The 26,431-nt window shown below is 64.6% G+C and carries 22 protein-coding genes; 5 read left to right on the forward strand and 17 right to left on the reverse strand.

Annotated features, from left to right (window positions below; all coding sequences use genetic code 11):
* Positions 1-20 precede the first annotated feature (20 nt).
* From atpG to mnmG, 11 genes are all read right to left on the reverse strand, one after another.
* The gene (gene atpG / locus JF515_RS11075) at positions 21-881 is read right to left on the reverse strand and encodes a F0F1 ATP synthase subunit gamma (RefSeq protein WP_203104137.1); all 861 of its coding nucleotides are present in this window, start codon (positions 879-881) and stop codon (positions 21-23) included.
* A 23-nt stretch (positions 882-904) separates the two neighbouring features.
* Positions 905-2,449 carry a F0F1 ATP synthase subunit alpha gene (gene atpA / locus JF515_RS11080; RefSeq protein WP_203104139.1) on the reverse strand — a complete coding sequence of 515 codons (1,545 nt, stop codon included), beginning with the start codon at positions 2,447-2,449 and terminating at the stop codon, positions 905-907.
* 16 nt (positions 2,450-2,465) lie between these two features.
* A complete protein-coding gene (locus JF515_RS11085; protein WP_203104142.1) occupies positions 2,466-3,002 on the reverse strand; it encodes a F0F1 ATP synthase subunit delta in 537 nt (178 codons plus the stop codon).
* A gap of 19 nt (positions 3,003-3,021) precedes the next feature.
* Entirely contained in the window at positions 3,022-3,492 is a 471-nt protein-coding gene (locus JF515_RS11090; RefSeq protein WP_203104144.1) for a F0F1 ATP synthase subunit B, read from the reverse strand.
* Between the two features lie 57 nt (positions 3,493-3,549).
* Positions 3,550-3,771, reverse strand: a complete 222-nt coding sequence (atpE, locus tag JF515_RS11095; RefSeq protein WP_138773561.1) for a F0F1 ATP synthase subunit C — start codon at positions 3,769-3,771, stop codon at positions 3,550-3,552.
* 45 nt (positions 3,772-3,816) lie between these two features.
* A complete protein-coding gene (atpB, locus tag JF515_RS11100) occupies positions 3,817-4,725 on the reverse strand; it encodes a F0F1 ATP synthase subunit A (RefSeq protein WP_203104146.1) in 909 nt (302 codons plus the stop codon).
* A 24-nt stretch (positions 4,726-4,749) separates the two neighbouring features.
* Positions 4,750-5,178 (reverse strand): hypothetical protein, encoded by a 429-nt coding sequence (locus JF515_RS11105; protein ID WP_338015206.1) that lies wholly within the window; start codon positions 5,176-5,178, stop codon positions 4,750-4,752.
* Between the two features lie 298 nt (positions 5,179-5,476).
* Complete coding sequence (locus JF515_RS11110; RefSeq protein WP_203104148.1) at positions 5,477-6,400, reverse strand: ParB/RepB/Spo0J family partition protein; 924 nt, start codon at positions 6,398-6,400, stop codon at positions 5,477-5,479.
* A gap of 29 nt (positions 6,401-6,429) precedes the next feature.
* Complete coding sequence (locus JF515_RS11115) at positions 6,430-7,221, reverse strand: AAA family ATPase (RefSeq protein ID WP_203104150.1); 792 nt, start codon at positions 7,219-7,221, stop codon at positions 6,430-6,432.
* Complete coding sequence (rsmG, locus tag JF515_RS11120; RefSeq protein WP_203104151.1) at positions 7,218-7,835, reverse strand: 16S rRNA (guanine(527)-N(7))-methyltransferase RsmG; 618 nt, start codon at positions 7,833-7,835, stop codon at positions 7,218-7,220. The genes JF515_RS11115 and rsmG overlap by 4 nt, the downstream gene beginning before the upstream one ends.
* Complete coding sequence (mnmG, locus tag JF515_RS11125; protein ID WP_203104153.1) at positions 7,832-9,718, reverse strand: tRNA uridine-5-carboxymethylaminomethyl(34) synthesis enzyme MnmG; 1,887 nt, start codon at positions 9,716-9,718, stop codon at positions 7,832-7,834. The genes rsmG and mnmG overlap by 4 nt, the downstream gene beginning before the upstream one ends.
* Positions 9,719-9,993: 275 nt before the next feature.
* Between mnmG and JF515_RS11130 the strand changes: the two genes are divergently transcribed.
* From JF515_RS11130 to JF515_RS11140, 3 genes are all read left to right on the forward strand, one after another.
* Positions 9,994-11,700, forward strand: a complete 1,707-nt coding sequence (locus JF515_RS11130; protein WP_338015207.1) for a potassium/proton antiporter — start codon at positions 9,994-9,996, stop codon at positions 11,698-11,700.
* A 79-nt stretch (positions 11,701-11,779) separates the two neighbouring features.
* The gene (locus JF515_RS11135) at positions 11,780-12,592 is read left to right on the forward strand and encodes an SDR family NAD(P)-dependent oxidoreductase (protein WP_203104157.1); all 813 of its coding nucleotides are present in this window, start codon (positions 11,780-11,782) and stop codon (positions 12,590-12,592) included.
* A 172-nt stretch (positions 12,593-12,764) separates the two neighbouring features.
* On the forward strand, positions 12,765-14,579 hold the full coding sequence (locus tag JF515_RS11140; protein ID WP_203104159.1) for an acyl-CoA dehydrogenase C-terminal domain-containing protein: 1,815 nt from the start codon (positions 12,765-12,767) through the stop codon (positions 14,577-14,579).
* A 10-nt stretch (positions 14,580-14,589) separates the two neighbouring features.
* On the opposite strand, the gene JF515_RS11145 is transcribed toward JF515_RS11140, so the two are convergent.
* Both JF515_RS11145 and JF515_RS11150 read right to left on the reverse strand, forming a co-directional pair.
* A complete protein-coding gene (locus tag JF515_RS11145; RefSeq protein ID WP_238400968.1) occupies positions 14,590-15,192 on the reverse strand; it encodes an HAD family hydrolase in 603 nt (200 codons plus the stop codon).
* Between the two features lie 36 nt (positions 15,193-15,228).
* On the reverse strand, positions 15,229-17,637 hold the full coding sequence (locus JF515_RS11150; protein WP_203104161.1) for an ExeM/NucH family extracellular endonuclease: 2,409 nt from the start codon (positions 17,635-17,637) through the stop codon (positions 15,229-15,231).
* 250 nt (positions 17,638-17,887) lie between these two features.
* Here JF515_RS11150 and JF515_RS11155 point away from each other — a divergent pair, with 250 nt between their 5' ends.
* Entirely contained in the window at positions 17,888-19,258 is a 1,371-nt protein-coding gene (locus JF515_RS11155) for a WS/DGAT/MGAT family O-acyltransferase (RefSeq protein WP_203104164.1), read from the forward strand.
* Between the two features lie 204 nt (positions 19,259-19,462).
* A complete protein-coding gene (gene cspE / locus JF515_RS11160) occupies positions 19,463-19,666 on the forward strand; it encodes a transcription antiterminator/RNA stability regulator CspE (protein ID WP_161382743.1) in 204 nt (67 codons plus the stop codon).
* 81 nt (positions 19,667-19,747) lie between these two features.
* Here the strand turns inward: cspE and JF515_RS11165 are convergent, their stop codons facing one another.
* From JF515_RS11165 to JF515_RS11180, 4 genes are all read right to left on the reverse strand, one after another.
* Entirely contained in the window at positions 19,748-20,395 is a 648-nt protein-coding gene (locus JF515_RS11165) for a M48 family metallopeptidase (RefSeq protein WP_203104166.1), read from the reverse strand.
* On the reverse strand, positions 20,385-23,489 hold the full coding sequence (locus tag JF515_RS11170; RefSeq protein ID WP_203104168.1) for an efflux RND transporter permease subunit: 3,105 nt from the start codon (positions 23,487-23,489) through the stop codon (positions 20,385-20,387). The genes JF515_RS11165 and JF515_RS11170 overlap by 11 nt, the downstream gene beginning before the upstream one ends.
* Positions 23,489-24,577 (reverse strand): efflux RND transporter periplasmic adaptor subunit, encoded by a 1,089-nt coding sequence (locus JF515_RS11175; protein WP_203104170.1) that lies wholly within the window; start codon positions 24,575-24,577, stop codon positions 23,489-23,491. The genes JF515_RS11170 and JF515_RS11175 overlap by 1 nt, the downstream gene beginning before the upstream one ends.
* Positions 24,578-24,779: 202 nt before the next feature.
* Positions 24,780-26,414: a fatty acid--CoA ligase gene (locus JF515_RS11180; RefSeq protein WP_203104172.1), complete on the reverse strand. Its 1,635-nt coding sequence runs from the start codon at positions 26,412-26,414 to the stop codon at positions 24,780-24,782.
* Positions 26,415-26,431 lie beyond the last annotated feature (17 nt).

Genomic DNA, 26,431 nt, shown 5'->3' on the forward strand with positions numbered 1-26,431 from the left:
CCGCTTGTTTTCGCACACCCTTATACAGCGGCGGCACCACCAACGATTTCGGAAATTTCCTGCGTAATGGCAGCCTGGCGCGCCTTGTTGTACACCAGTTGGAGATCGTTGATGATCTCGCCGGCGTTGTCGCTGGCGGCCTTCATCGCCACCATCCGCGCGGCCTGTTCGCAGGCATTGTTCTCAACCACGCCCTGATAGACCTGGGATTCGATGAAGCGCACCAGCAACTCGTCGAGCAGCTCCTTGGGCGCCGGTTCGTAGATGTAATCCCAGTGACGCTTGAGCTCCTCGTCCGCGCCTGGCTCCAACGGCAGCAGGCGGATGGTTTTGGGCTTCTGCGTCATGGTGTTCACGAACTCGTTGTACACGATGTACAGCCGGTCGATCTCACCGTTCTCGTAGGCGTCCAGCATCACCTTGATGGACCCGATCAGGTCGCTCAGGTAAGGCGCGTCGCCGAGGCCGCTGACCGAGGCCTCGACCTTGCCGCCGACACTTCTGAAAAAGGCCAGCCCCTTGGAGCCCACCACGCAGTGCTGGACCTTGGCGCCCTTTTCTTCCCACTCACGGGCATCCTTCACCACGCTTTTCAGCAGGTTCACGTTCAGGCCGCCGGCCAGCCCCCGGTCGGAGGTGACGACGATGTAGCCGACGTTCTTGACGTCCCGTTCCTGCAGGTAGATGTGCCGGTATTCCAGATCAGCGTTGGCAAGATGGGCCACCACCTGGCGCATGCGGGTCGCGTAAGGCTTGCTGGCCTCCATGCGCTCCTGCGCCTTGCGCATCTTGCTGGCCGCCACCATTTCCATCGCACGGGTGATCTTCTTCGTGCTCTGGACGCTGGCGATCTTGCCCTTGATCTCTTTACCGCTAGCCATAGGACTGATCCTTTCTCAGCGAATTACCAGGTTTGGGTGGCCTTAAACTGCTCGATGGCCTCCTTGATGCCGGCCTCGATCTCGTCGTTGTAGTCACCCTTTTCGTTGATTTTTTCCATCAACGCTTTCTGTTCGCTGTTCATGTAATCCAGCAGTGACGCCTCGAAGGAACCGATCTTCTCGATCTCGATGCCTTTCAGGTAGCCGTTGTTGGCGGCGTAGAGCACCACGCCCATTTCCGCCACGGACATCGGGCTGTACTGCTTTTGCTTCATCAGTTCGGTGACGGCCTGGCCGTGCTCGAGCTGTTCGCGGGTGGCTTCGTCCAGGTCGGAAGCGAACTGGGCGAACGCCGCCAGCTCCCGGTACTGGGCCAGTGCCAGACGAATACCGCCACCAAGCTTCTTGATGATCTTGGTCTGGGCCGCGCCACCTACCCGGGATACCGAGACACCGGCGTTCATCGCCGGGCGGATGCCGGAGTTGAACAGGCTGGTTTCCAGGAAGATCTGACCGTCGGTAATGGAGATCACGTTGGTCGGTACGAAGGCGGAAACGTCACCGGCCTGGGTCTCGATGATCGGCAGTGCGGTCAGGGAACCGGTTTTGCCTTTCACTTCGCCATTGGTGAAGTTCTCGACGAATTCCTCGTTTACCTTGGCGGCGCGCTCCAGCAGACGGGAGTGCAGGTAGAACACGTCACCGGGGTAAGCTTCGCGGCCCGGCGGGCGGCGCAGCAGCAGGGAGATCTGGCGGTAGGCCCAGGCCTGCTTGGTGAGGTCATCGTAAACGATCAGCGCGTCTTCACCGCGATCGCGGAAGTATTCGCCCATGGCGCAACCGGCGAACGGAGCCAGGAACTGCATGGAAGCGGGATCGGAGGCGGAAGCGGCGACGATGATGGTGTTGTCCATGGCGCCGTGCTCTTCGAGCTTGCGTACCACGCCGGCGATGGTGGACTGTTTCTGACCAATGGCCACGTAGATACACTTAATACCAGAGTCTTTCTGGTTAATGATGGTATCCACGGCGACGGCGGTCTTACCGATCTGACGGTCACCAATGATCAGCTCACGCTGGCCGCGGCCGATCGGGGTCATGGCGTCGATGGACTTGAGACCGGTTTGTACCGGCTCGTTCACCTCACGGCGCCAGATCACGCCCGGGGCCACTTTTTCCACCGCGTCGGTGACGGCGGCGTTGACCGGGCCCTTGCCATCCACCGGGTTGCCCAGGGCGTCGACCACGCGACCGAGCAGCTCGGGGCCAACCGGCACTTCCAGAATGCGGCCGGTGCACTTCACCTTCTGGCCTTCGGCCAGGCCCAGGTAATCACCCAGTACCACGGCGCCGACGGAGTCCTGCTCCAGGTTGAGGGCCATGCCGTAGATGCCGCCCTCAAACTCGATCATCTCGCCGAACATCACGTCGGCCAGACCATGAATGCGCACGATACCATCGGATACGGATACCACCGTACCTTCGTTCCGTGCCTCGGTGGAGGTATCAAGTTTCGCGATGCGCGACTTGATAATCTCGCTGATTTCGGACGGGTTGAGTTGCTGCATCTCTAATCCCTCAAACTCAAGAGTTCAGTTGCTCTGCCAGACGATCGAGTCGGCCTCGCACACTGCCATCAATTACGGTGTCGCCGGCTCGCACAAGCACGCCACCAATGAGTGACTCATCCACGCCGGTGGACACCTGCACCTCCTGGCCCAGGCGCTGCTTGAGCGCCGCCACCAGCTTCTCGGTTTCGGCGTCATCCAGCTCGAACGCGGCGATCAGTTCCACATCGGTGATGCGCTGATCCGCGGCCAGCAGCTCGTGAAACAACACCCGGACGGTGGGCAACAGCGCCAGACGCTTGTTGGCCGCCAACTGAGTGATGAAGTTACGGGCGCCTTCGTTGAGCTCGTCGCCGCAGACCTCGATGAACGCCTCGGCCTGCTGGGCACGGTCCAGCTCGGGCTGGTCCAGATAGGCGCGCATGTCGGCGTCCCGCGCCACTGCCGCCGCCAGGCCCAGCATCTGTTCCCACTCCGCCAGACCGTTCTGTTCCTTGGCGAACAGAAACGCGGCCTTGGCGTAGGGGCGTGCGATGGTGGTCAATTCAGCCATGGGGTGCCATCCCTATCACTCAGAGTTGAGCCGCCAGGTCGTCGAGCAGCTGCTTGTGACTGTCGCGATTTACTTCGCGGGCCAGCACTTGTTCGGCGCCACTCAAAGCCAGAGCGGACACCTCTTTACGCAGCTCCTCACGGGCGCGGTTGATTTCCTGATCGATCTCGGACTGGGCCTTGGCGATCAGACGCTCGCCCTCGACGCGGGCCTGATCCTTGGCTTCCTCGACGATCTGGTTGGCGCGCTTGTTGGCCTGCTCGATGATCTCGGCGGCCTTGTCCTTCGCGTCCTTGAGATTGGCTGACGCCTTTTCCTGTGCCAGCTCCAGATCGCGCTCCGCGCGATCAGCGGCGCTCAAACCTTCGGCGATCTTCTGCTTGCGCTCATCCAGGGCCCGGGAAATGGGCGGCCAGACGAACTTCATGCAGAAGGCGACAAACAGAGCGAACCAGATGGCCTGGCCAATTAGTGTCGCATTAATGTTCATGCCAACACCTCAGCATTACGTAGATTTCCCTGAACCGGGGCTCGGTTGAATCGCGTCTTACAGGAAAATCAGCAGGAAGGCGATGGCGATACCGATAATCGGCACGGCGTCCAGCAGGCCCGCGATGATGAACATGCGGGTTTGCAGCATCGGACCCAGTTCCGGCTGGCGAGCCACGGATTCCAGGAACCGACCGCCCATCAGACCGAAGCCGATACCGGCGCCGATGCCCGCCATGCCAGCAACCAGTGCAGCCGCGAGAAGGTTTACATCTTCCATCTTTACACTCCCGTTAAGTGCTTCAGTTGAGTTAGGAAACGTTGCTTAGTGCTCTTCCACCGCCATGCTCAGGTAGACGATGGTCAGCACCATGAAAATGAAGGCCTGCAGGGTGATCACCAGAATATGGAACACCGCCCAGGGCCAGGCCGCGATGGCCTGCCAGGTGCCCATCATGCCGGCCACCAGGATGAATACGAATTCGCCGGCATACATGTTGCCGAACAGCCGCAAGCCCAGGGATACCGGCTTGGCGAGCAGGGAAATGGTTTCCAGCACCAGGTTGATCGGCAGCAAAGCGATCTTGCCCACGGTGCTACCGGCCTCGAACGGCTTGAAGCTCAGCTCACCCAGGAAGCCGCCCACGCCCTTGACCTTGATGGTGTAGAAGATCACCAGGAAGAACACACAGATCGACATCGACAGGGTGATGTTCGGGTCGGTGGTCGGCACGATGCGGAAATAGGCTTCGTGGGCACTCCAGCCGAAGAAGGTGGTCATGATCCACTGGAACGTCATGGGAACCACATCCACCGGAATAAGGTCCATGAGGTTCATGACGAACACCCAACAGAAGATCACCAGGGAAAGCGGGGCGATCAGCTTGCTCTTGCCATGGAAGGAGTCGCGAACCTGGCCGTCGACGAATTCGATGATCAGTTCGACGAAGTTCATCATGCCGGAAGGGGTGTTGGGGCTGGCCTTGCGGGCCATTAGCCAGAACAGCAGGCACATCAGGATGCCGAGACCGCCGGACCAGGCCATGGAATCCACGTGGATGGCGGCGAAGCCCATGTCGCTGGCTTCCTGGGCGTTGCAGGCGAAGGTCCAGGTGGCGTCGCTCAGCGTTTCCTCGTGACCGTGACAGCTTCGCTCATAACCGGCGGGCAATTGGCCATAGGTGAGGTTTCCCAAATGGTGCTTGATGTACTCGCTGGCGGAGCTCGCTGCCATATCGATACCTACAGTCTGTCCAGTCTAGTCGTCTTGACCATCCGGCCCCGTTCCCAGGCGCCGGTCCAGGCGCGCGACCTGGACCCAACCGGCGATCTGCGCCAGCAGAAAGCCAAGAAACAGAACCACTACATGTGTCAGTTCGCGCGCCTCCGGCACCTTGGCGAAGGTGAGGCCGAACAGCGCCAGCATGATCACCACCTTGCCGGCCTCGGCCCGCAGGGCGGCGCCCGCCATCCGCTCAGGCGCGCGATTACCCGGGTGCAGCCACACTTGGAAGCCACCCCAGGCGTATGCGATCAGGCTGATAATGCCGCCCCAGACGGCCGCGAGGCCCGGACTGAAGCCGGCAAAGACGGTAACCAGACCGGCGAACAAAATCGCGCTGCTGATTTGGGCGCGCATCAACCCCCAGAACAAGGTTCTGCGGGCTCGCTCATCAAAATTGGCCACCGTGCTCCCGTGTTTCGCTGCTGACATCACCGGGGTGTGTCAGGAGAAGGTCGCGGGTACCCCCTGATCTTTGGCGCGGGAAGTATATGGGGAAGGTATACCGGTATCAACCGGCGCAGGCCGATTGTTTGACCCGAATGGACCGGAATCAGCGCAAAATTTGAACAGACGCTCTTTTCTATACAAAAGAACGTTTTTTGTGGTCGGAACGATGGCGTATTGATACGCCTCCCCGGCCACTGCGTCAAGCGGGTTGATTAATGCACGGGGAAAAAGGTCCATCCCGTGGGCCGGGACGCTATTTGATATGGGCGAGGATGCCGTCCAGCTCATCCAGGTTGTTGTAGCTGATCACCAGCTTACCCTTGCCGCCATTACCCTGCTGGATCTGCACCGGAGCACCGAGGCGGTCGGACAGATCGTTGATCAGGTGGCGCACATTGGGGTCTTCCCGGGAGGGCGCCGGCCGGGCCGGCTTCTCCTTCTCGAGCTCGCGCACCAGGGCCTCGGTCTGGCGCACCGACAACCCCTTGGCGACCACCGTGCGAGCCGCCTCCACCTGCTTGGCGCCGGACAGCGCCAGCAGCGCCCGGGCGTGGCCCATTTCCAGATCGCCGTGTTCGAGCAGCTTCTTGGTGTCCGCCTCAAGGCTCATCAGGCGCAACAGATTGGTGACCATGGCCCGGGACTTGCCCACCGCGTCGGCCACCTGCTGGTGAGTGAGACCAAACTCCTCCTTCAGACGCGACAGCGCCAGGGCCTCCTCCATGGGATTGAGGTTCTCGCGCTGGATGTTCTCGATCAGCGCCATGGCGATGGCGGCCTCGTCCGGCACCTCGCGGATGACGGCGGGAATCACGTCCAGTTCCGCCATCTGGGCGGCGCGCCAGCGCCGCTCCCCGGCAATGATCTCGTAGCGGTCCTCACCCATCGGGCGCACCACGATGGGCTGCATCACGCCCTGGGCACGGATCGACTCCGCCAGCTCTTCCAAGGCGTCGGCGGACATGTCCTTGCGCGGCTGGTAACGGCCACGCTGCATGAACTCCACCGGCAGGTGGCGCAGCTCGCCGTCGCGCGGCGGTCGCCGGCCGGCCTGGGCGGCGGACGGCTGGTCGCCGTCTTCCAGGGTCACTTCGTCGGGGTGCTCCTGGTAGGCCGCGTTGCTGCTCAACAGGGCATCGAGCCCCTTGCTCAGGCCGCGTTTACGCTTTGCCGCCATAGTCGGATCTCACTCAAGTCGGTTCTTGCTTATGCCTGCTGGGGTTTCCGCATCGCCTGTTCACGACGCAGAATCTCGCCGGCCAGCGCCAGATAGCTGACCGCGCCGCGGGATTTGGGATCATAAGTGATCACCGGCGCGCCATGGCTGGGCGCCTCCGCCAGCCGCACGTTGCGCGGGATGATGGTGCGGTAGACCTTGTCGCCGAAATGGCTGATCAACTGATTGGAAACGTCATTGGACAGGCTGTTGCGCGGGTCGTACATGGTGCGCAGCAGGCCGCCGATGTGCAGCTTCGGGTTCAGCACCGAACGGATTTTCTCGATGGTGTTCATCAGCGAGGTGAGCCCCTCCAGCGCGTAGTACTCGCACTGGATCGGCACGATCACCGAGTCCGCGGCGGTGAGCGCGTTGACGGTGAGCATGTTCAGCGAAGGCGGGCAGTCGATGATGATGTAATCGTAATCGTCGCGGATTCTGGCCAGGGCGTTGCGCAGGCGGAACTCGCGCATTTTCATGTCCAATAGCTGGACTTCGGCGGCGGTCAGATCGCCGTTGGCGGCGATCAGGTCGAAACCGGAGTCCTCCGGCGTGCCCACCAGCGCCTGCTCCACGTCCACGTCGCCCATCAGCACCTCATGGACGGTGTATTCCGGCTCGTACTTGTCCACGCCGGCGCCACTGGTGGCGTTGCCCTGGGGGTCGATGTCCACCAGCAGCACCTTTTTGCGCGTGGCCGCCAGGGAGGCGGCCAGGTTGACGCTGCTGGTGGTCTTGCCCACTCCGCCTTTCTGGTTGGCAATGGCAAAAACGGTGGTCACTGCGGTCTCCTTATGATCACCAGCACGCGGGTTTCCGCCAGCCCCGGCACGGCCAGGGGTTCCACGCGCGCGGTCCAGCCGACCGGCAGCTCGGCCAGTTCGCGCTCCACGGCGGTCGCCTTCATGGCCAGAACGCGGGTTTCCGGCGCGATCAGGGGCCCCGTGACCGCCAGCATATCGGACAGGGCGGCGAAGGCGCGGCTGATAATCTGTGATGGAGCCTTACGGTACTGTTCCACGCGGGCGTGCACAACCTCCACGTTGTCCAGGCCCAGCTCACGCCGGGCCTGGCGCACGAAACGCGCCTTCTTGCCATTGCCGTCGAGCAGCGTGAAGGCCTGCTCCGGGCGGGCGATGGCCAGGGGGATGCCGGGCAGGCCGGCGCCGGTGCCCACATCCAGAGTGTCACCGTCGCCCAGGTGAGGCAGCACCGCCAGGGAATCGAGCAGATGCCGGGCGATCATCTCGCCCGGGTCACGCACCGCGGTGAGATTGAAGGCACGGTTCCATTTCACCAGCAGGTCCCGGTAGGCAAGCAGCGCCGTCACCTGGTCCTCGTTCAGCGCCAGTTCCAGTTCACTCAGGCCGCCGGCCAGGCGGTCCCGGTCACTCATGCCTGGCGGGCCGTCTGGTGCTGGTGCTTCTTGAGGAAGATCAGCAACAGGGAAATCGCCGCCGGGGTAACGCCGGGAATCCTGCCCGCCTGGCCGATGGTGGCCGGGCGCACCTCGGTGAGCTTCTGCTTGACCTCATTGGACAGGCCCTTGACCGACGCGTAGTCGAAACCCTCCGGCAGCGGCTGATCCTCGGCGGCGCGCAACCTGGCGATCTCCGCTTCCTGGCGGTCGATATAGCCGGCGTATTTGGCGACGATCTCCACCTGTTCGATCACCGCGTCGGCGGCCGGCACCAGACCGGCGGCCTCGGCCAACGGTCGATAGGTCAGTTCCGGGCGCTTGAGCAGCTCCATGAGGTTGTATTCATGGGGCAACGGCTTGTCGAGCAGGATGTTGACGCGCTCCGCCTCCGGAGTGCCGGGACGCACCCAGGTCGCCTTGAGACGCGCCTGCTCCTGTTCCATGCCCTCACGCTTGGCGCAATAGGCGGCCCAGCGCTCATCGTCCACCAGACCCAGCTCACGGCCCCGTTCGGTGAGGCGCAGATCGGCGTTGTCCTCGCGTAGCAGCAGGCGGTATTCCGCCCGGCTGGTGAACATCCGGTAGGGTTCGCGGGTGCCCATGGTGATCAGATCATCCACCAGCACGCCGATGTAGGCCTCGTCCCGGCGCGGCGTCCAGGCGTCCTGTTCCTGGCTCAGGCGCGCCGCGTTCAGGCCCGCCAGCAACCCCTGGGCGCCGGCTTCCTCGTAGCCGGTGGTGCCGTTGATCTGGCCGGCGAAGAACAGCCCGGGCATGTGCTTGGTCTCCAGGCTGTGCTTGAGGTCCTGGGGGTTGAAGTAGTCGTACTCGATGGCGTAGCCGGGCCGGGTGATGTGGGCGTTCTCGAAGCCACGGATGGAGCGCACCGCCTCCATCTGCACATCGAACGGCAAACTGGTGGAAATACCGTTGGGGTACAGTTCGTGGGTATCGAGCCCTTCCGGCTCGACGAAGATCTGGTGGCTGGTCTTTTCCGGGTAGCGGTTGACCTTATCCTCGATGGACGGGCAATAACGGGGCCCCGTGCCTTCGATAACGCCGGTGAACATGGGGCTGCGGTCAAAGCCGGCGCGGATGATGTCGTGGGTACGCTCATTGGTGTGGGTAATAAAGCAGCAGGTCTGGCGGGGGTGCTCCTCCACCCGACCCAGGTAGCTCATTACCGGCAGCGGGTCATCGCCCCACTGCTGTTCCATTACCGAGAAATCCACGGTCTTGCCGTCGATGCGCGGCGGCGTGCCGGTCTTCAGGCGGTCAACCCGGAACGGCAGCTCGCGCAGGCGCCGGGCCAGGGCGTTGGAGGGCTGATCCCCGGCGCGGCCGCCCTGGTGGTTGTCCAGCCCCACGTGGATGACGCCGCCCAGGAAGGTGCCGGCGGTGAGCACCACGGCGTCGGCGCGGAAACGCAGCCCCATATTGGTGACCGCGCCCACGCAGCGACCGTTTTCCACGATCAGATCATCCACCGCCTGCTGGAACAGGGTCAGGTGGGGCTGGTTTTCCAGGATGCCCCGGATCGCCGCCTTGTAGCGCACCCGGTCGGCCTGGGCGCGGGTGGCGCGCACCGCCGGCCCCTTGCGGGCGTTGAGCACCCGGAACTGGATGCCGCCCCGGTCGGTGGCGCGGGCCATGGCGCCGCCCAGGGCGTCGATCTCGCGCACCAGGTGGCTCTTGCCGATGCCACCGATGGCCGGGTTGCAGCTCATCTGCCCGAGCGTCTCGATGTTGTGGGTGAGCAGCACCGTGTCCACGCCCATGCGGGCCGCCGCCAGGGCCGCCTCGGTGCCGGCATGGCCGCCGCCAATCACGATGACGCCGAATCGATGGGGGTATTCCATGGGGATGCTCTCTCCGCACGCCGGGCGCGCGTTTAAAATATGATCAGATCGGGCGCGCTAGTATAATCCGAACACGCCTAATTTAAAGGCTCATCGCGGCAGGAGCGGCTTCAGCCGCGATAACCGGCGGCGATGATCGCGGCTGAGGCCGCTCCTGACGCCCTTTGCCGCGCCTTCAGGAACCGTGTCGCCACGAACCGGTAGCGTGTCACTGAGAGCCGGGCCGTCTTCCTATATAATAGAAAGCGGTCTTTTCTCTGCCTGATATTCCGGGAGTGCATTTGGAATCACTGAACGTCTTTCTCCTCGTCGGCACCGGTCTGATGTTCATCGGCCTGTTGCTGGGCACGCTGAGCGCCCGTTTCGGCGTACCCTCGCTGCTGGTGTTCCTGGTGGTGGGCATGGTCGCCGGCGAGGATGGACTGGGTGGTATTCAGTTCGATGATTTTTCCCTGGCCTATGTGGTCAGCAACATCGCGTTGGCGGTGATCCTGCTGGACGGCGGCCTGCGTACCCGCTTGAGCACCTTCCGTCTGGGCCTGAAGCCGGCGTTGAGCCTGGCCACCCTGGGGGTGGCCCTGTCCGCCGGTCTGGTGGGCGCCTTCGCCACCTGGCTGATCGGCGTGGACTGGCGCCTGGGCCTGCTGCTCGGCGGCATCATCGGCTCCACCGACGCGGCGGCGGTGTTCAATGTGGTCAAGGGCGCCGGCGTCACGCTCAATGAGCGGGTCGCCAGCACCCTGGAGATCGAGTCCGGCCTCAACGACCCGATGGCGATCTTCATCACCCTGATGCTGGTGGGTGTGCTGGTGAACCCGGAGGTCGGCTTCGGCTGGCAGATGCTGATCACCCTGGTGCAGCAGTTCGGCTTGGGCGTGCTCATGGGCCTGACCCTGGGCGCCCTGCTCAGCGAGATTCTGCTGCGGGTGCGCAGTAACGAAGGGCTCCATGCCCTGCTGCTGTGCAGTGGCGGCGCCATGGTGTTCGCCACCACCAACCTGGCCGGCGGCAGCGGCTTCCTGGCCATTTACCTGGCCGGCCTGGTGGCCGGCAACCGGCGCGGCGGCACCGGCGACAACGTGCTGCGCTCCATGGATTCCATGGCCTGGCTGGCGCAGTCCGGCATGTTCCTGATGCTGGGGCTGCTGGTCACCCCGTCGGAGCTGGGCAAAAGCCTGGTGGATGCCCTGCTGGTGGCGGTGTTCCTGATGCTGGTGGCGCGTCCCATCGCGGTCTGGGCCAGCCTGCTGCCGTTCCGTTTCACCTGGCGCGAGGAGCTGTTCATCGCCTGGACCGGGCTGCGTGGCGCGGTGCCCATCGTGCTCGCGGTGTTCCCGTTGCTGGCCGGAGTCAGCCAGACCCGATTGCTGTTCGACATCACCCTGGTGGTGGTACTGATTTCCCTGCTCACCCAGGGTGGCAGCCTGCGCTGGATGGCGCGCCGCCTGAAGGTGTCGGTGCCGACCACCACCCCGCCGAAACAGATGGTGCCCCTGGCGGCCTCCGGCGATCGCTACGTCATGCAGTTCGAGGTGGATGCCGGCGCCAAGGCGGAGGGCCAGCGCCTGGGCGCGATCACCACGCCGCGTATCACGCCGCTACTGATCATCCGCAACCAGGAATTCCGCAACCTGGCCGAGGACCCGGTGATCCAGGCCGGCGACCTGGTCACCTGGCTGGCGCCCCTGGCGGAGAAGGATTACCTCTCGGACATGTGTCACCGCCTGTCCAAGGACGAAAAACGCTACTACGGCGAGTTCTTCCTGCGCGGTAGCGTCCCCGTGGACCAGTTGGTGGCGGTGTACGGCATGGAAGAGGCGGACCCGGCCCTGGAAGGGCTGACCGTGGAAGCCCTGTTCGAGCGTCACTTCGGCCAGCAGGTGGTGGTGGGCGACACCATCCGGCTGAGCGGGCTGAAATTGCGCGCGCGCACGGTGGAAAAGGGCCGCGCGATTCTGGTCGGGATCAAGCTGCCGAAATAGGGAGCCTCTCGCGCCAATTCGGTCCGCCCCTCCGGGCCTGTATGCTAGGGGCTCATTTGCAACCGCAGGAAGCGAGCCCATGCCCCGTTTCGACAACCACCGTGTTCTGATCACCGGCGCCGGCGCGGGCATCGGTCGGATGATGGCCGAGAAATTCGCCGCCCGGGGCGCCGAGGTGATCGTCACCGCGCGGCGCATCGCCGCCGCCCGGGAGGTGGTGGACCACATCACCAACGCCGGCGGCAACGCCCATGCCTATACCCTGGATGTGAGCAAGATCGCCTCGATCGCCAAATTCCGCGACCAGCTCCACGAAGAGCGCGGGCCGGTGAGTATTCTGGTGAACAACGCCGGGGTGGTGCACGGCGGCGAATTCGAGCAGGTGCCGCTGCAAAAGCACCTGGACACCTTCAAGGTCAACGCCGAGGGGCTGATGGCCTGCACCCACGCCTTCATGGAAGACCTGCTGGCCGCCGACCGCGCCCACCTGGTGAACATCGCCAGCGCCTCGGCGTTCATCGGCCTGCCCTATGGCAGCACCTACGCGGCCAGCAAGTGGGCCGTGGTGGGCTTTTCCGAATCCTTGCGTCTGGAACTGGCGGAACGGGATCAGCACCGGCTCAAGGTGACCACGGTGTGCCCCAGCTACATTTCCACCGGCATGTTCAAGGGCGTCAAGACGCCGCTGTTCTCGCCCATGCTTACCCCCAGCGGGGTGGCGGACAGCATCCTGCGCGGCGTCGCCAAGGGCGAGCCATTCGTGATCGAGCCGCCCATGGCGCGCTCCGTGGAGCTGCTCAAGGGCATTCTGCCCCGGCGGGTCTGGGACCAGGTGGCGAAACGGACCGGGGTGTCCACGTCTATGTACGGCTGGAAGGGCAAGGGTGATTGACCGCCCCTTAATGTGTACATGTGTTCTCGGGTATTCACGAAACGCTGATTCACCGTAAAGCCGGCGGCCTCCGCTTGACCGTCAATGTCAGTCAACGCTCGTTCGCTAATATGCTCGGCAATGTCAAGCGGGCCGGTCGCCCGCGTCCGGAATCGCAGAACGAGAGTGTGTTATGCCGACCTATAAGGCCCCCCTGCGCGATATGCGCTTCCTGATCAACGAAGTGTTCGACTTCGAGAGTCACTACAAGACCCTGCCCAACGGCGAGGACGCCACCCCGGACATGGTGGAGGCGATCCTTGGTGAACTGGCGCGGCTGTGCGAGAACACCATCGCGCCGCTCTACCAGAGCGGCGACGAGGAAGGCTGTAAGCTGGAAGACGGCGTGGTGACCACGCCCAAGGGCTACAAGGAAGCCTATCAGGAGTACGTGGCCGGGGGCTGGCAGGGCCTGTCCCATCCCGCCGAGTTCGGCGGCCAGGGGCTGCCCATGTCGCTGAACCTGTTCAAGCAGGAGATGCTTGGCACCGCCAACTGGTCGTTCGCCATGTACCCGGGCCTGTCCCTGGGCGCCATGAACACCATCCAGCTGCACGGCGACGAAGAGCAGAAACAGACTTATCTGACCCGGCTCACCGAGGGCACCTGGGCGGGCACCATGTGCCTCACCGAGCCCCAGTGCGGCACCGACCTGGGCCAGGTGAAGACCAAGGCCGAGCCCCAGGACGACGGCTCCTACAAAATCACCGGCACCAAGATCTTCATCTCTTCCGGCGACCACGATCTCACCGAGAACATCGTGCACATCGTGCTGGCCCGCCTGCCGGACGCGCCCAAGGGCACCAAGGGCATTTCCCTGTTCATCGTGCCCAAGTACCTGCCCGGCAAGATCGGCGAGGACAACGGCGTGGCGTGCGGCTCCCTGGAAAAGAAAATGGGCATCAAGGCATCCGCCACCTGCGTGATGAACTTCGACCAGGCCACCGGTTTCCTGATCGGCCCGGCCAACCAGGGCCTGGAATGCATGTTCACCTTCATGAACTCGGCGCGCATCGGCACCGCCTGCCAGGGCATCGCCCACGCCGAACTGGCCTACCAGGGCTCCCTGCCCTATGCCAAGGAGCGCCGTTCCATGCGCGCCCTGTCCGGCAAGAAGGACCCGGACGCGGTGGCCGACGCCCTGATTCACCATGGCGACGTGCGCCGCATGCTGCTCAAGCAGAAGGCCATCGCCGAAGGTGGCCGGGCGATGATCTATTTCGCCGCCCAGTACGCCGACAACATGATTTCCGGCATCCTCGAGGACGACAAGGACAAGTACGACCGCTGGGACAGCGAGTTGGGCTTCCTGACACCGATCCTCAAGGGCTTCCTCACCGAGAAAGGGCTGGAAGCGGCCAACGACGCCATGCAGGTATTCGGCGGCCACGGCTACATCAAGGAACACGGCATGGAGCAGATCGTGCGCGACGCACGCATCGCCACGCTCTATGAAGGCACCACCGGCATCCAGGCCCTGGATCTGCTGGGCCGCAAGGTACTGCTGTCCAGCCGTGGCAAATGCGTGCGCGATTTCTCCAAGAAGCTGCTCGATTTCGGTCGCAAGCACCTCACCGACGGCGAGCTGCGCCCCTACGCCTGGAAGCTGCTCAAAATCGCCGCCGAGTGGAACTACCTGACCACCCGCATCATGCTGGTCGCCGCCAAGGACCGTGAGATGGTGGGCACCGCCAGCCACGATTTCCTGATGTATTCCGGCTACGCCATGATGGCCTACTTCTGGGCGCTGCAGGCCAAGGTCGCCCGCGACAAACTGGCCCATGGCGGCAACGAGCCCAAGGAGTTCTACCAGGCCAAGCTGGCCACCGCGGAATTCTTCTTCGAGCGCATGCTGCCGGCCGCCAAGGGCCACGCCGACGGCGCCCTCAAACCCACCAAGAGCACCATGCAACTGGCGCCGGAGCATTTCTCGTTCGACTACGAGTAACCGTGCCCGGCTATTCCAGCCAGTCCAGCAGTTCACCGAGATGGCCGACCACCAGGTCGGCCTGATCGGCGAAATGCCCATTACCATCGTTGAGCAGCAAACCGGCCGCCATGCCGGCGTTTCGCGCCGCCTGCAGATCGTAGACGAAATCCCCCACGTACAGCGTGCGTGCCGGCGCCAGCCCGAGGCGTCTGGCGATGCGCAGCAGTCCGCCCGGGTCCGGCTTGGGCGGGCAGTCCTCCCGGGTCAGGATCAGATCCACCGGCAGCCCCAACATCTGATCGGTACGGGCCACGGCGGCGCGGCTGTTGCGGGTAAGGATGGCGGTCGGCACGCCACGCCGGCGCAGCGCGGCCAGCAGCGCCTCGGCGCCGTCGATCCAGGTAGCCGCCGAGGCCCCGGCCATTTCGTGACGGTCGATCACCGCCCGGGCCCGTGCGGCTTCCACCTCCGGCAGGGTCTCCAGATGTTCAAGCAGGCCGATGCCATCGGGGAAACCCAGCTCCCGGCGCAGGCCGGCGAAATCCAGGCGGGTATCCACCAGGGTGCCGTCGAGGTCGAACAACAGAGCCTGAAAGCGGCGCGGCGGCATGGGCGTCTCCTTGGTATTCATGACAGCGCCCAAGGGTACCCCGCCGCCGCGCAATGGTCAGTGATGGCGGCGCGCCAGGCCCGCCAGCATCAGCAACACGCCATAGCCGAGGCCTCCGCCGTCACTGTCGCCACCGTCACCGGCGTCATCCTCCGGGTCCGGTTCGCCGCCGGCGGCGCCGGACAGGGCCAGATCGACGATCACCGGATCGTGATCGGAGGCACGCCAGGCATTCGCGGCGTAATAGAGCCGGTGCTGGTCGTCGCTCTGGTACTCCGGCAGGCGGTAGGAAAACGCCACCGGCTCGTCGGCGTTGGCGTGCCACTCGTGGGCGGCCAGCACCTTCTCGTTGAGCGCTTCGGAGGCCAGCGCGTGGTCCAGATAGCCGGCCTCTCCCATGTAGGTGTAGCTGTAGGCATTGTCGCCCTGGAAGCGCTGGATAAGATCCACCAGACCGGCGTCGCGCAAGGCGGCGATCGGGTCTTCCATGGCGTAGCTGTTCAGGTCCCCGATGATCAGCCAGTTGCCTTCGTCGGCACCGGTGGGATCGCTCTCCAGCCAGCCCGGCAATTGCTCGGCGGCGGCCACCCGCTCCGCGTTCCAGCAGCCTTGCAGATCGCCCTGCTCCGCGTTCTCGCCATCGTCCGGGCAGCTGCCCTTGGACTTGAAGTGATTGACCACCACGGTGACCGCCTCGCCGCCGTTGAGCGGGCGGAAAGTCTGCGCCAGGGGCTGGCGATTGGTGTCGTTGCCGAAGGCACCGACGGCGGTGGTGGCGGCGGTGCCGGCCTCGGCCACGACGTCACCGCGGTAGATCAGCGCCACGGCGATGGCGTCGCCGCCAAGGCGCTCGAGGCCCGGGTCCACGTAGCGCCAGGACGGGCCCAGGGCGGCGGTGAGCCGCGCCAGAGCGGAATCCGGGCCATAGCCGTCGTTCTCCACCTCCATGAGCCCCACCACGTCGGCGTCGATGTCCTTAAGCGCGGCCACCAGCTTGGCCTGCTGCCGGACCAGTTCCTCTGCGTCGCGGGCACCGCGCTCGGTGGGAAACCCGCCACCCTGGCCGTCGCCATTGAAGTAGTTGAGCACGTTGAAGGCGGCCACCCGCAGGTCGCTGCCGGCGGCCCGGTCCGGGGCCGGGGCGCGGGGGTTGGCGGCGGTGTCGAACGCCACTTCACCCACCGGCTGCAGACGCCACTCGTCGAAGCCGTAGGTGAACACCGCCTGGAACGGCCGGGTGCGGTAGCCGGCGCGCACCGTGTTGTCCGCCGCCAGACCGCCGGCCGGGTAGATCACGGTGACCGGGTTCTGCTCGTTGGAGGCATCGTCCAGTAGCACCTGGTTGCGTTCGTTGGCGTCCTTCACCGCCCGGGCCGCCGCGCCGGGTTCGGCCACGTTGGTGGGATTGAACAGGCGCCCGTTGCTCAGGGTCATGCTGCCGTAGCGGGCCAACTGGTAATTGTCGCTCACGGTGAGCGGCTGCTCCACGGTCACCAGCATGCCTTCCAGGGCCTCCCGGTCGGCCGGGTCGTCGAACGGCAGGGTCAGCGCCACCGGCGACACGGCCAGGCCCTGCTCGCAGACGGCCCGGTGGTCGGCGCTGATCTGGGTAAGGCCGTAGTACTCGTCGACGGTCCCGCTCACCCGCACCCGGTCGCCGGCGACCACGTCCGCCTCCGGCTGATAGACGAACAACCCTTCGGAGGTGGCGGGGTCGTCATCCCGGTGGGCCTCGGTTTCCATCACATAGAAGCCGTCGAAGGCCGGGTACACGGCGGTGACCACCGCCTCGATCACGTGTCCCTCGCCGGCCAGCGGCGAGGCGTCGCCCTTGCCCTGAATGGCGGCGACGCGGGTCACCGGCTCGCCGCAGGCGCCCAGGGGAACCGGCTCGCCATCGCCCTCCACGCTGCCGGCGCCAGGGGCGCCGAGGCCGCCCAGGGTGTCCACCGGATAGCCCTGCCACTGCGCCGACGGATCAAAGGCGTCGTCGATCACGGTATCGCCGGTGGTGATGTTGTCCTTGCGACGCAGGGTCCGGTCCCGGGTGCTCAGCCCGCCGCCGGTCCAGGCGTCGCCCGGGTCCTCTCCGACCCGGCCGAAGCTGTCCACCACGCCGCCGGTGTCGCGCAGGACGTAGGCGTCGTCGCCGTTGTGATTGATCGCGGCGCTGCTCAAATCCGCCAGCCCGGCGAGCTCACCCCCGGCCTGGTTGGAGACGATCACCAGAACCTCGTCGGCGGCCAGTTCCCGGCCGTCCAGGGCCAGAGTGGCACCCGGCTCGGTGCCGCCGTTGCTGTAAAGCTCCAGGGTGTAGCCGTCGAGGCTTTCACTGACCTCACCGGCGTTGTGCAGCTCGATGGCCTTGTTGTAGCCGCCGCCTTCCACGTACTCGCTGATCAGAATATTGGCCTGAGCGGCGCTGGCCAGCCCCAGCCCCGCCAGCGCCATGATGGTGATTCGCATGACCCTCTCCGCAAACGGTGATCGAAGCACCGTGGCAAGTCCCCGTGACCGAACCGTTGCATCGGAATGGCAGCCTTTTTGCAAGTGTCCATTACGCGAACCGGAGCACATCCCGGTCGGCTCCAGGGCCGCGCCGCGATTACCGGAAAGCACATTCAGGACCGTGGCCGCTCTGCTAAGATGGCCCGGAACGCCAAGGAGATAGCGCGTCCTGTTCCCGAGCGGGACGGCAATAACAAACGAGGATGGCATGAAGACTCTGAGTCCGGTGGATCAGCTGTTTCTGTATCTGGAAAAACGACAGCAACCCATGCACGTGGCCGGCCTGCAACTTTTTTCCTTTCCCGAGGGCGCCGGCCCCAAGTACGTCAGCGAGCTGGCGCAGTCGATTCGCGACTACTGCCACCCGGAACCTCCGTTCAACCAGCGCCTGCGCCGCCGAATGGGCCAGTGGCACTGGGACGAGGACCAGCAGTTCGATATCGACCACCATTTCCGTCACGAGGCGCTGCCCAAGCCCGGTCGCATCCGGGAACTGCTGTCGCTGGTGTCGGCGGAGCATTCCAATCTGCTGGACCGGGAGCGCCCCCTTTGGGAGGCGCACCTGATCGAGGGCATCCGTGGCCGTCAGTTCGCACTCTACACCAAGGTGCATCATTCCATGGTGGACGGCATCTCGGCCATGCGCATGGGCATGCGTGCCCTGTCGCCGGACCCGGAGGAGCGGGATCTGCCTCCGGTGTGGGCCTACAAACCCAAGAAGCGGGCGCGCGGGCTGGGCAGCCCGGTGGACGCGGTCAGCAGCCTGGCCCGGCTCACCGCCGGCGCCAGCCGTCAGATCGCCACCGTGCCGGCGCTGGCGCGGGAAATCTACCGGGTCACCCAGAAAGCCAAGGACGACCCCAACTTCGTTTCCATCTTCCAGGCCCCGGACACCATCCTCAACCAGTGCATTACCGGTTCCCGGCGGTTCGCCGCGCAGAGCTATTCCCTGCCGCGCCTGAAGAAACTGGCCGGCGCCTTCAATTGCACGCTCAACGACGTGGTGTTGAGCATGTGCGGCCATGCCCTGCGCGAATATCTGATCAGCCAGAATGCTCTGCCGAACGCGCCGCTGATCGCCATGGTGCCGATGTCCCTGCGCAAGGACGACAGCGCCGGCGGCAACCAGATCGCCATGATCCTGGCGAACCTGGGCACGCATATTTGCGACCCGGCCAACCGGCTGCGGGTGGTGCAAGCCTCGGTGAAGGAGGCCAAGCAGCGTTTCGCGCAGATGAGCCCCGAGGAGATCCTCAACTTCACCGCCCTGAGCATGGCGCCCACCGGGCTCAACCTGCTCACCGGCCTGGCGCCCAAATGGCGTGCCTTCAACGTGATCATCTCCAACGTGCCCGGCCCACGGGAGCCGCTGTACTGGAACGGTGCTCAGCTTCAGGGGCAGTACCCGGTGTCGGTGGTGCTGGACCGCATCGCTCTCAACATGACCCTGACCAGTTACCGCGACCAGATCGAGTTCGGTCTGATCGCCTGCCGCCGTACCCTGCCCTCGATGCAGCGCCTGCTGGACTATCTTGAGCAGTCCATCCACGAGCTGGAGATCGCCGCCGGCCTGCGCTAGCCGGCGGTTTCAGCGGTCACCAGCGGGTTACAAAAAAATAGTTGGTGCGGTGTGAAAAAGGGTAGTAAAGTCAAAATGCTGCAGATTGTGGCAGTGGCTGGTTTTGGTAGTGGCCTTCCCCGCGTGAAGCACTAGAAGTCTCCGAACACCCCCTTCCTGGTTTGCAAGCATCACCCTATGAAAAGTTTTGAGGTATAGATTCAAATGGCTACTGGTACCGTTAAATGGTTCAACGAGTCCAAGGGTTTTGGTTTCATCTCCCAGGATGACGGTGGCGCGGACGTTTTCGTTCACTTCAGTGCGATCAGCGGCTCCGGCTTCCGGACCCTGGCTGAAGGCCAGAAAGTAAGCTTCGACATCCAGCAAGGTCCGAAAGGTCCGCAGGCTGCGAACGTCGTCGCAGAGTAAGGGCCCGCCCTTGCTACAAAAAACCCCGCCTGGCGCGGGGTTTTTTGTGTCCGGCTTCCAGGCCGGCACCGGATGGCTTCCTCAGCCTTCCAGCAGCATCTTGCGGCGACGCCAATCGGGCATGCGCCGGTCCATCAGGGCGTGAAAGTCGGGCCCGTGATTCATGTGCTCCAGGTGGCAAAGCTCGTGCATCACCACGTAGTCGATCACCGCCAGGGGGTACTGCATCAGCAGCAGGCTGAGATTGATGTAGCCACGCTGGGATAAAGACCCCCAACGGGTGCGCATCTTCTTCACCCTCAGCACCGGGAAGTCGTGCCCGCGAGCGGCGAACCAGGGGAACAGGGCCTCGATGCGCGCCTGGAACAAGGGGCGCGCCTGGGCGCGCCACCACTCGTGAACGGCATCACTGACCTGCCGTTCATCGTCGGGGTCCGGCACCGTGACCCGCAGGTGGTTGTGATGGCGCGCTACTCGCCGACGGCCCGCCGCCAGTTCCAGGCTCAGGGTATCGCCCAGATGGGCACAGTGATCCCCATGGCGCCAGCGCTGGCGGGGCCGCTCGGCCATGTGCCGTTGCTGTTTCTCGATCCAGCCGCGACGCTCATCGACGAAGGCCCGCACATGGCGCAAAGCCAGCCGTTGCGGGGCACGCACCTGAACATGACCGTCGGGAAACACCCGGACCTCCAGGCTACGCCGGCGGGAGCGGACCAGCTCATACTCCATGGGACGCCCCGTCGCCGTTCATTTCCTTCTCGAGTTGCTGCTTCACGGCATCGGCGGCCCCGGTGTAACCGGCCAGCCACACATACAACACCGGAATGATGAACAGGGTGAGCACGGTGGCGAACAGCAGACCGCCGAGAATCACCACGCCGATGGTAAACCGGCTCTCAGCGCCGGCGCCGCTGGCGAACACCAGTGGGATGGCGCCGAAGATGGTGGATACCCCGGTCATCAACACCGGGCGGAAGCGGATGATCGCCCCTTGATAGACGGCATCACGCACCGAATAGCCCTGATCACGAAGCTGGTTGGCGAATTCCACGATCAGGATGCCATTCTTGGCCATCAGCCCGAGCAGCATGATCATGCCGATCTGACTGTAAATATTGAGGCTGTTGCCGGAGGCCCACAACGCCAGCAGGGCGCCGGCGATGGCCAACGGCACGGTGAGCAGAATGATCAGAGGATGGATCCAGCTTTCGAACTGGGCCGCCAGCACCAGGAAAACGATCACCAGAGCGAGGGCGAAGGTGACCAGGATCGCCGAGGACGCCTCGGTGAATTCCTCCGCCGTGCCCTTGTAACCGAGGCGCGCTTCCAGGGGCAGAATATCGTCCACCGTGGTCTCGATGAAATCGATGGCGCGGCCCATATCGTAGCCGGGGCCCAGATTGGCGGACAGGGTAATGGCCGGCAGCCGATCGACCCGGCGCAGTTCCGGAGCGGCACCCAGGGTGTTGAGTTCCACCACGCTGGACAGGGGCACCAGGGCGCCCGCCTCGGTGCGAATGTAGATCGGATTGATGTCTTCCGGCTCCCGGGCATCGGCATCCCCGGCCTCCAGCAATACGTCGTATTCGCGACCCCGGTCCACATAGGTGGATACCTGCAGGGTCGCGAACATGGCCTGCAGGGTCTGGCCCACGTCGGTGGCGGAAAGCCCGAAGTCCGCCGCCCTGGCCCGGTCGAGCACCACGTCCAGTTGCGGCTGGGTTTCCTCGTAGTCAGTGTCGATGCTGAGCAGATTCGGGTTCGCCGCCATGGCGTCCATCATGGCGTTGCTCCAGCGTTTCACCGAGTCATAGTCGGGGCCCGCGATCACCACTTCCAGATCCTGATTGAAACCGCTTTGTCCCAGGCCGGGCGGGTTGATGGCGAAGGCCCGCAGGCCGGCCACCTCGCTCAACGGGCCGCGCAGAGCATTAACGATTTCCTGTTGGCTGCGCTCACGCTGCTCCCAGGGTTTCAGACGGGCGATCATGAAGGCGCGCTCTGGCTGGCCACGGAAACCGACGATGGAGAGCGTGCGCTGCCCCTCGCCACCCTCCTCCAAAAGCGGCGCCAGCAGGCCCTCCACCCGTTGCAGATGCCAGGCGGTGTATTCCGCCGTGGCGCCTTGGGGCGCGGTGGCCGGTACGATGAACACGCCCCGATCCTCGGTGGGCGATAGCTCTCGGGGAATACCGTTGTAGACCAGACCGGCCAGCACGCAGATCAACACCGACAACCCCACCACCGGCCAGGGACGACCGAGAGCGCCGGCCAGAGCCCGCGCGTAGACTTGATTGAGGCCGCCCAAGGCGCGCTCGAGCCGGTGTTTGCGGGCTTCCTCCTTGGGGTGGGGATGGAGCCAGCGGGAACACAGCATGGGCGCCAGACTCAACGCCACCACGCTGGAGATGATCACCGCCGCCGCCAGGGTGAAACCGAACTCGCCGAACAGCCGGCCCACGTCGCCCCCCATGAAGGAGATCGGCACGAACACCGCCACCAGCGTCAGGGTGGTGGCGACCACCGCGAACGCTACCTGACGGGCGCCCAGAAAGGCCGCCACCAGCCGCGATTCGCCTTCGTCGATGCGACGCTGGATGTTCTCCAGCATGACGATGGCGTCGTCCACCACCAGGCCGATGGCCAGAATCAGCGCCAGCAGCGTGAGCACGTTGATGGAAAAACCCAGAGCACCAAGGCCCATGAAAGCCCCGATCACCGACACGGGAATCGTCACCGCCGGGATCAGGGTGGCGCGCAGACTGCCCAGGAACACGAAGATCACCGCCACCACCAGAGCCATGGACAGGGCCAGGGTGATCAGCACCTCGCGGATCGAAGCACGAATGAACAGGGATTCGTCGTGATTGATGTCCAGGCTGATGTCCGCCGGCAGGTTGTCACTCAGACGGCGGATTTCCGCGCGCACCTGATCGGACACCGCCACGGTGTTGGCCTTGGACTGGCGGATGACGCCCAGGCCGATGGCCTGCTTGCCATTGGCGCGCAACATGGTGTCGTCGTTTTCCACGCCCAGGGTGACCCGTGCCACGTCCCCCAGGCGCAGCAGGTAATCGCCCTGCCGACGCAGCACCAGATCGCGGAACGCCTCCACCGTGGCCAGCCGGTTATCGGCGCGCACCGTGAAGCTGCGGCTGTCGGATTCCAGCCGTCCGGCGGGCAGTTCCACGTTGTTGGCGCGCAGGGCACCGGCGATGTCGTTGACGGCGATGTTATTGGCGGCCATGCGCTGGCGATCCAGCCAGACGCGCATGGCGTAGCGGCGTTCACCACCGATCATGACCTCGGACACGCCATCAAGCACCGCGAAGCGGTCCACCAGATTGCGCTCGGCGAAATCGGTGAGCTCCTGGGGAGCCAGGGTGTCACTGCTCAAGGTCACCCAGATGATCGGCCGGGCGTCGGAATCGGCCTTGGCGATCACCGGCGCGTCGGCGTCCTCGGGCAATTGATTGAGCACCCGGGATACCGCGTCGCGTACGTCATTGGCGGCGATGTCGAGATCGCGGTCGAGATTGAATTCCACCGAGGTACGCGCCGAACCCAGCCGCGACCGCGACTCGATGCGGTGCACCCCTTCCACGCCAGCGATGGCGCCTTCCACCACCTGAATGATCTGGGTGTCGATCACTTCCGGAGCAGCGCCGTCGTAGCTGACCTCCACGGTGACCTGGGGCGGGTCGATATCCGGGTACTCACGCACCGGCAGTTTCAACAGGGCGCTGACGCCGAACACCACGATCAGCAGGCTGATCACGGTCGCGAAGACCGGCCGTTTGACCGAGACGTCGCTCAGAACCATCAGGCCGCTTCCTCCAGCAAGGCGCGCTGCGCGGGCAACAAGGCGCCCTGGTCCTCCACCACCTTCACCGGCGCTCCACCGCCCAAGCGGCTGTGGCCGTTGACGATCACCGGCTCGTGATCACGCAGGCCGGCGGTGATTTCCACCCAGCCATCACGGCGCCCGCCCAGGCTCACCGCCCGGCGCTCGGCGCGCTGGGTGTCACTGACGGTGAACACATAGCTTTGCGCGCCCTGGGTGATCACCGCCTGTTCCGGCACCAGCACCGCGGCATGCTCCTCCAGCAACACCGACACCTGCAGGAACTGGCCGGGCCGCAGCAAGGTCTCGCTATTGTCGAGCACCGCCTTCACCGGCAGGCCGCGGCTGGCGGTATCCACCCGGGTATCGAGCAGCGCCACCTTGCCGTGGAAGGTCTTGCCCGGATAGGCGTCGCTGGTGATGTCCACGGGCAGGCCCGCGTGCAGGTGGGCCAGGTAACGCTCCGGGACCTGGAAATGCACGTCCAGGGTCAGGATGCTGTCCAGATTGGCGATCGGATCGCCCACCTGAAGGTAGGCGCCGGGGTCCACCTGGCGCAGGCCCACCACGCCATCGAACGGCGCGCGGATACGATGATCGTCCAGGGCCGCCATGCTGGCGGCCTGATCCGCCTTGGCCGCTTCCAGGGTGGTTTTCAAGGTATCCACCTCCGCTTCGGAGATGGAGCGGCTGCCGGCCAGCCGCGCCGCCCGTTGATAGTCGGACAGGGCGCGCTGATACTCCGCCCGTGCCCGGCCCAGATCGGCTCGCGCCTGACGGTCATCCAGGGAAACCAGCAAATCACCGGCGGCGACACTCTGCCCTTCCTGGAAATGCAGGTCCTTGACGCGGCCATCCACCTCGGTAAGCAGGGTGACGGCGCGGCTGGCCCGGGCGTTGCCCACCACGTCCAGCCGGTTGGCCAGTGGCCGGGTGATGGCCGGCGCCACGTTGACCACGGTGGGCGGCCGCTGCGCCGCCGCCGGCTCCAGCCCCTCCTGCCGCCACCACCAGGCGCCCAGGACCAGAGCCGCCACCAGGGCCAGGCTCGCGATGACTCGCAACATCGTGTTCTCCACATTACAGGCACACCCGTCCCCGAAAGGCGGCCATGCCTGGGCGAAGGGAACACGGAGTGTGAGAATTACAGTAAGCTAACCGACCGATGACCGACCGGTTCCCGAAGGGTACACCGTTTGGCGTCGGGAGGATCGGAATTTCTGAGTGGGAAGGCGGGACGGGGCCGGTGAACACCGGCCCCGGGGACGATCACACCAGTTCGGCGCGCATTTTCTTCTTGTCGAGTTTGCCCACGGAGGTACGCGGCAGTTCGTCCACGAACACCACCCGATCGGGGATGCCATAGCGGCTGATCACGCCCTTGTCGGCGTAGCCCGCCACCAGGTCCTTGATCGCCTGTTCGTCCACTTCGCCGCCCTTGACCACCAGGGCCACCGGGCGCTCGCCCCACTTGGGATCCTCGACACCCACCACCGCGCACTCGGCCACGCCGTCGTGCTGCAGGATCAGGCCTTCCAGATCCAGGGAGGAGACCCACTCGCCGCCGGTCTTGATCACATCCTTGATGCGGTCGGTGATGCGCAGCCAGCCGTCGCCATCGATCACGCCGATGTCACCGGTGTGCATCCAGCCGCCGTGCCAGAGGGTTTTCGAGTTTTCCTCGTCCTTCAGGTAACCCTGGGTCAGCCAGGGGGCGCGCAGCACCAGCTCACCCTGGCTCCTGCCGTCGTGGGGCACGTCATTCATGTCGGTATCGACGATGCGCCACTGCACCATGGGCACCGGCCGGCCGGTGCGGCTGCGGTAATCGGCCTGGGTTTCCGGGTCGGCTTTTTCCAGTTCCGGGGTCAGCAGCGCCACGGAAATCAGCGGGCAGGTCTCGCTCATGCCGTAGCCGGAGTAGATATCGATGCCTCGGGCCAGGGCGGCCTTGGCCAGCGGTCGCGCCAGAGCGGAACCGCCGATGATCACCTTCCAGCCGCTCAGGTCGATACTCTTGGCCGCTTCCGACTGCAGCAGCATCTGGATGATGGTGGGCACGCAGTGGGAAAAGGTGACTTTCTCGGTGAGCAGCAGCTTGAGCAGGCTTTCCGGCACATAGCGGCCCGGGTACACCTGCTTCACGCCCAGCAGGGTGGCCACGTAGGGCACGCCCCAGGCGTGCACGTGGAACATGGGCGTGATCGGCATGTAAACGTCGTCCTGATTGAGCCGGCCATGGCCGGAACCGGACAGCGCCGCGCGACCGGCGAAGGTATGCAGCACCAATTGCCGGTGGGAGAAATACACGCCCTTGGGCAGGCCCGTGGTGCCGGTGGTATAGAAGGTGGTGGCGCGGGTGTTTTCGTCCAGCAGGGGAAAGTCGTAATGGTCCGGTGCCTGCTGAAGCAGGGCCTCGTATTCACCGGCAAGCTCCAGCTGGCTGTCCAGGTTACCGCCCTCGTCATCCAGCAGGATAAAGGTCTTGGCGGTCTCGATGCGGTCCTTGAGCTCTTCCAGCACCGGCAGGAATTCCCGGTTCACCAGAATCACGTCGTCCTCGGCGTGGTTGAGGGTATAGAGAATCTGTTCCGGGCTGAGCCGTACGTTCACGGTGTGCAGCACGGCCCCCATCATTGGAATGGCGAAGAAGGCTTCCAGGTAGCGGTTGGTGTCCCAATCCATGACCGCCACGGTGTCGCCCGGCTTGACGCCCTGGGCGGCCAGGGCACCGGCCAGCCGGTGCACGCGCTGTCCCAGTTCACGATAGGTCAGCCGGCGTTGGTCGGCATAGACGATTTCCTGATCCGGGGCGGACCGCACGCCGGATTCCAGGATGCTATGGATCAGCAACGGCGACTCCACCGCCTCGGGGGTGCGATCAATGGTCAGGTCTTTGCTCATGCTTGCTCTCCATCACC

Origin of the sequence: Alloalcanivorax marinus, from assembly GCF_016785095.1 — a bacterium.
Taxonomy (GTDB): Bacteria; Pseudomonadota; Gammaproteobacteria; order Pseudomonadales; family Alcanivoracaceae; genus Alloalcanivorax; species Alloalcanivorax marinus_A.

Coding starts and splice junctions, on each gene's coding strand:
- JF515_RS11170 (WP_203104168.1), bottom strand. CDS start 23,489: ATGGTTCTGAGCGACGTCTCGGTCAAACGGCCGGTCTTCGCGACCGTG.
- JF515_RS11150 (WP_203104161.1), bottom strand. CDS start 17,637: ATGCGAATCACCATCATGGCGCTGGCGGGGCTGGGGCTGGCCAGCGCC.
- JF515_RS11180 (WP_203104172.1), bottom strand. CDS start 26,414: ATGAGCAAAGACCTGACCATTGATCGCACCCCCGAGGCGGTGGAGTCG.
- atpA (WP_203104139.1), bottom strand. CDS start 2,449: ATGCAGCAACTCAACCCGTCCGAAATCAGCGAGATTATCAAGTCGCGC.
- JF515_RS11085 (WP_203104142.1), bottom strand. CDS start 3,002: ATGGCTGAATTGACCACCATCGCACGCCCCTACGCCAAGGCCGCGTTT.
- JF515_RS11140 (WP_203104159.1), top strand. CDS start 12,765: ATGCCGACCTATAAGGCCCCCCTGCGCGATATGCGCTTCCTGATCAAC.
- atpG (WP_203104137.1), bottom strand. CDS start 881: ATGGCTAGCGGTAAAGAGATCAAGGGCAAGATCGCCAGCGTCCAGAGC.
- JF515_RS11145 (WP_238400968.1), bottom strand. CDS start 15,192: ATGAATACCAAGGAGACGCCCATGCCGCCGCGCCGCTTTCAGGCTCTG.
- JF515_RS11165 (WP_203104166.1), bottom strand. CDS start 20,395: ATGGAGTATGAGCTGGTCCGCTCCCGCCGGCGTAGCCTGGAGGTCCGG.
- JF515_RS11135 (WP_203104157.1), top strand. CDS start 11,780: ATGCCCCGTTTCGACAACCACCGTGTTCTGATCACCGGCGCCGGCGCG.
- atpB (WP_203104146.1), bottom strand. CDS start 4,725: ATGGCAGCGAGCTCCGCCAGCGAGTACATCAAGCACCATTTGGGAAAC.
- mnmG (WP_203104153.1), bottom strand. CDS start 9,718: ATGGAATACCCCCATCGATTCGGCGTCATCGTGATTGGCGGCGGCCAT.
- atpE (WP_138773561.1), bottom strand. CDS start 3,771: ATGGAAGATGTAAACCTTCTCGCGGCTGCACTGGTTGCTGGCATGGCG.
- JF515_RS11110 (WP_203104148.1), bottom strand. CDS start 6,400: ATGGCGGCAAAGCGTAAACGCGGCCTGAGCAAGGGGCTCGATGCCCTG.
- JF515_RS11175 (WP_203104170.1), bottom strand. CDS start 24,577: ATGTTGCGAGTCATCGCGAGCCTGGCCCTGGTGGCGGCTCTGGTCCTG.
- JF515_RS11090 (WP_203104144.1), bottom strand. CDS start 3,492: ATGAACATTAATGCGACACTAATTGGCCAGGCCATCTGGTTCGCTCTG.
- cspE (WP_161382743.1), top strand. CDS start 19,463: ATGGCTACTGGTACCGTTAAATGGTTCAACGAGTCCAAGGGTTTTGGT.
- rsmG (WP_203104151.1), bottom strand. CDS start 7,835: ATGAGTGACCGGGACCGCCTGGCCGGCGGCCTGAGTGAACTGGAACTG.
- JF515_RS11155 (WP_203104164.1), top strand. CDS start 17,888: ATGAAGACTCTGAGTCCGGTGGATCAGCTGTTTCTGTATCTGGAAAAA.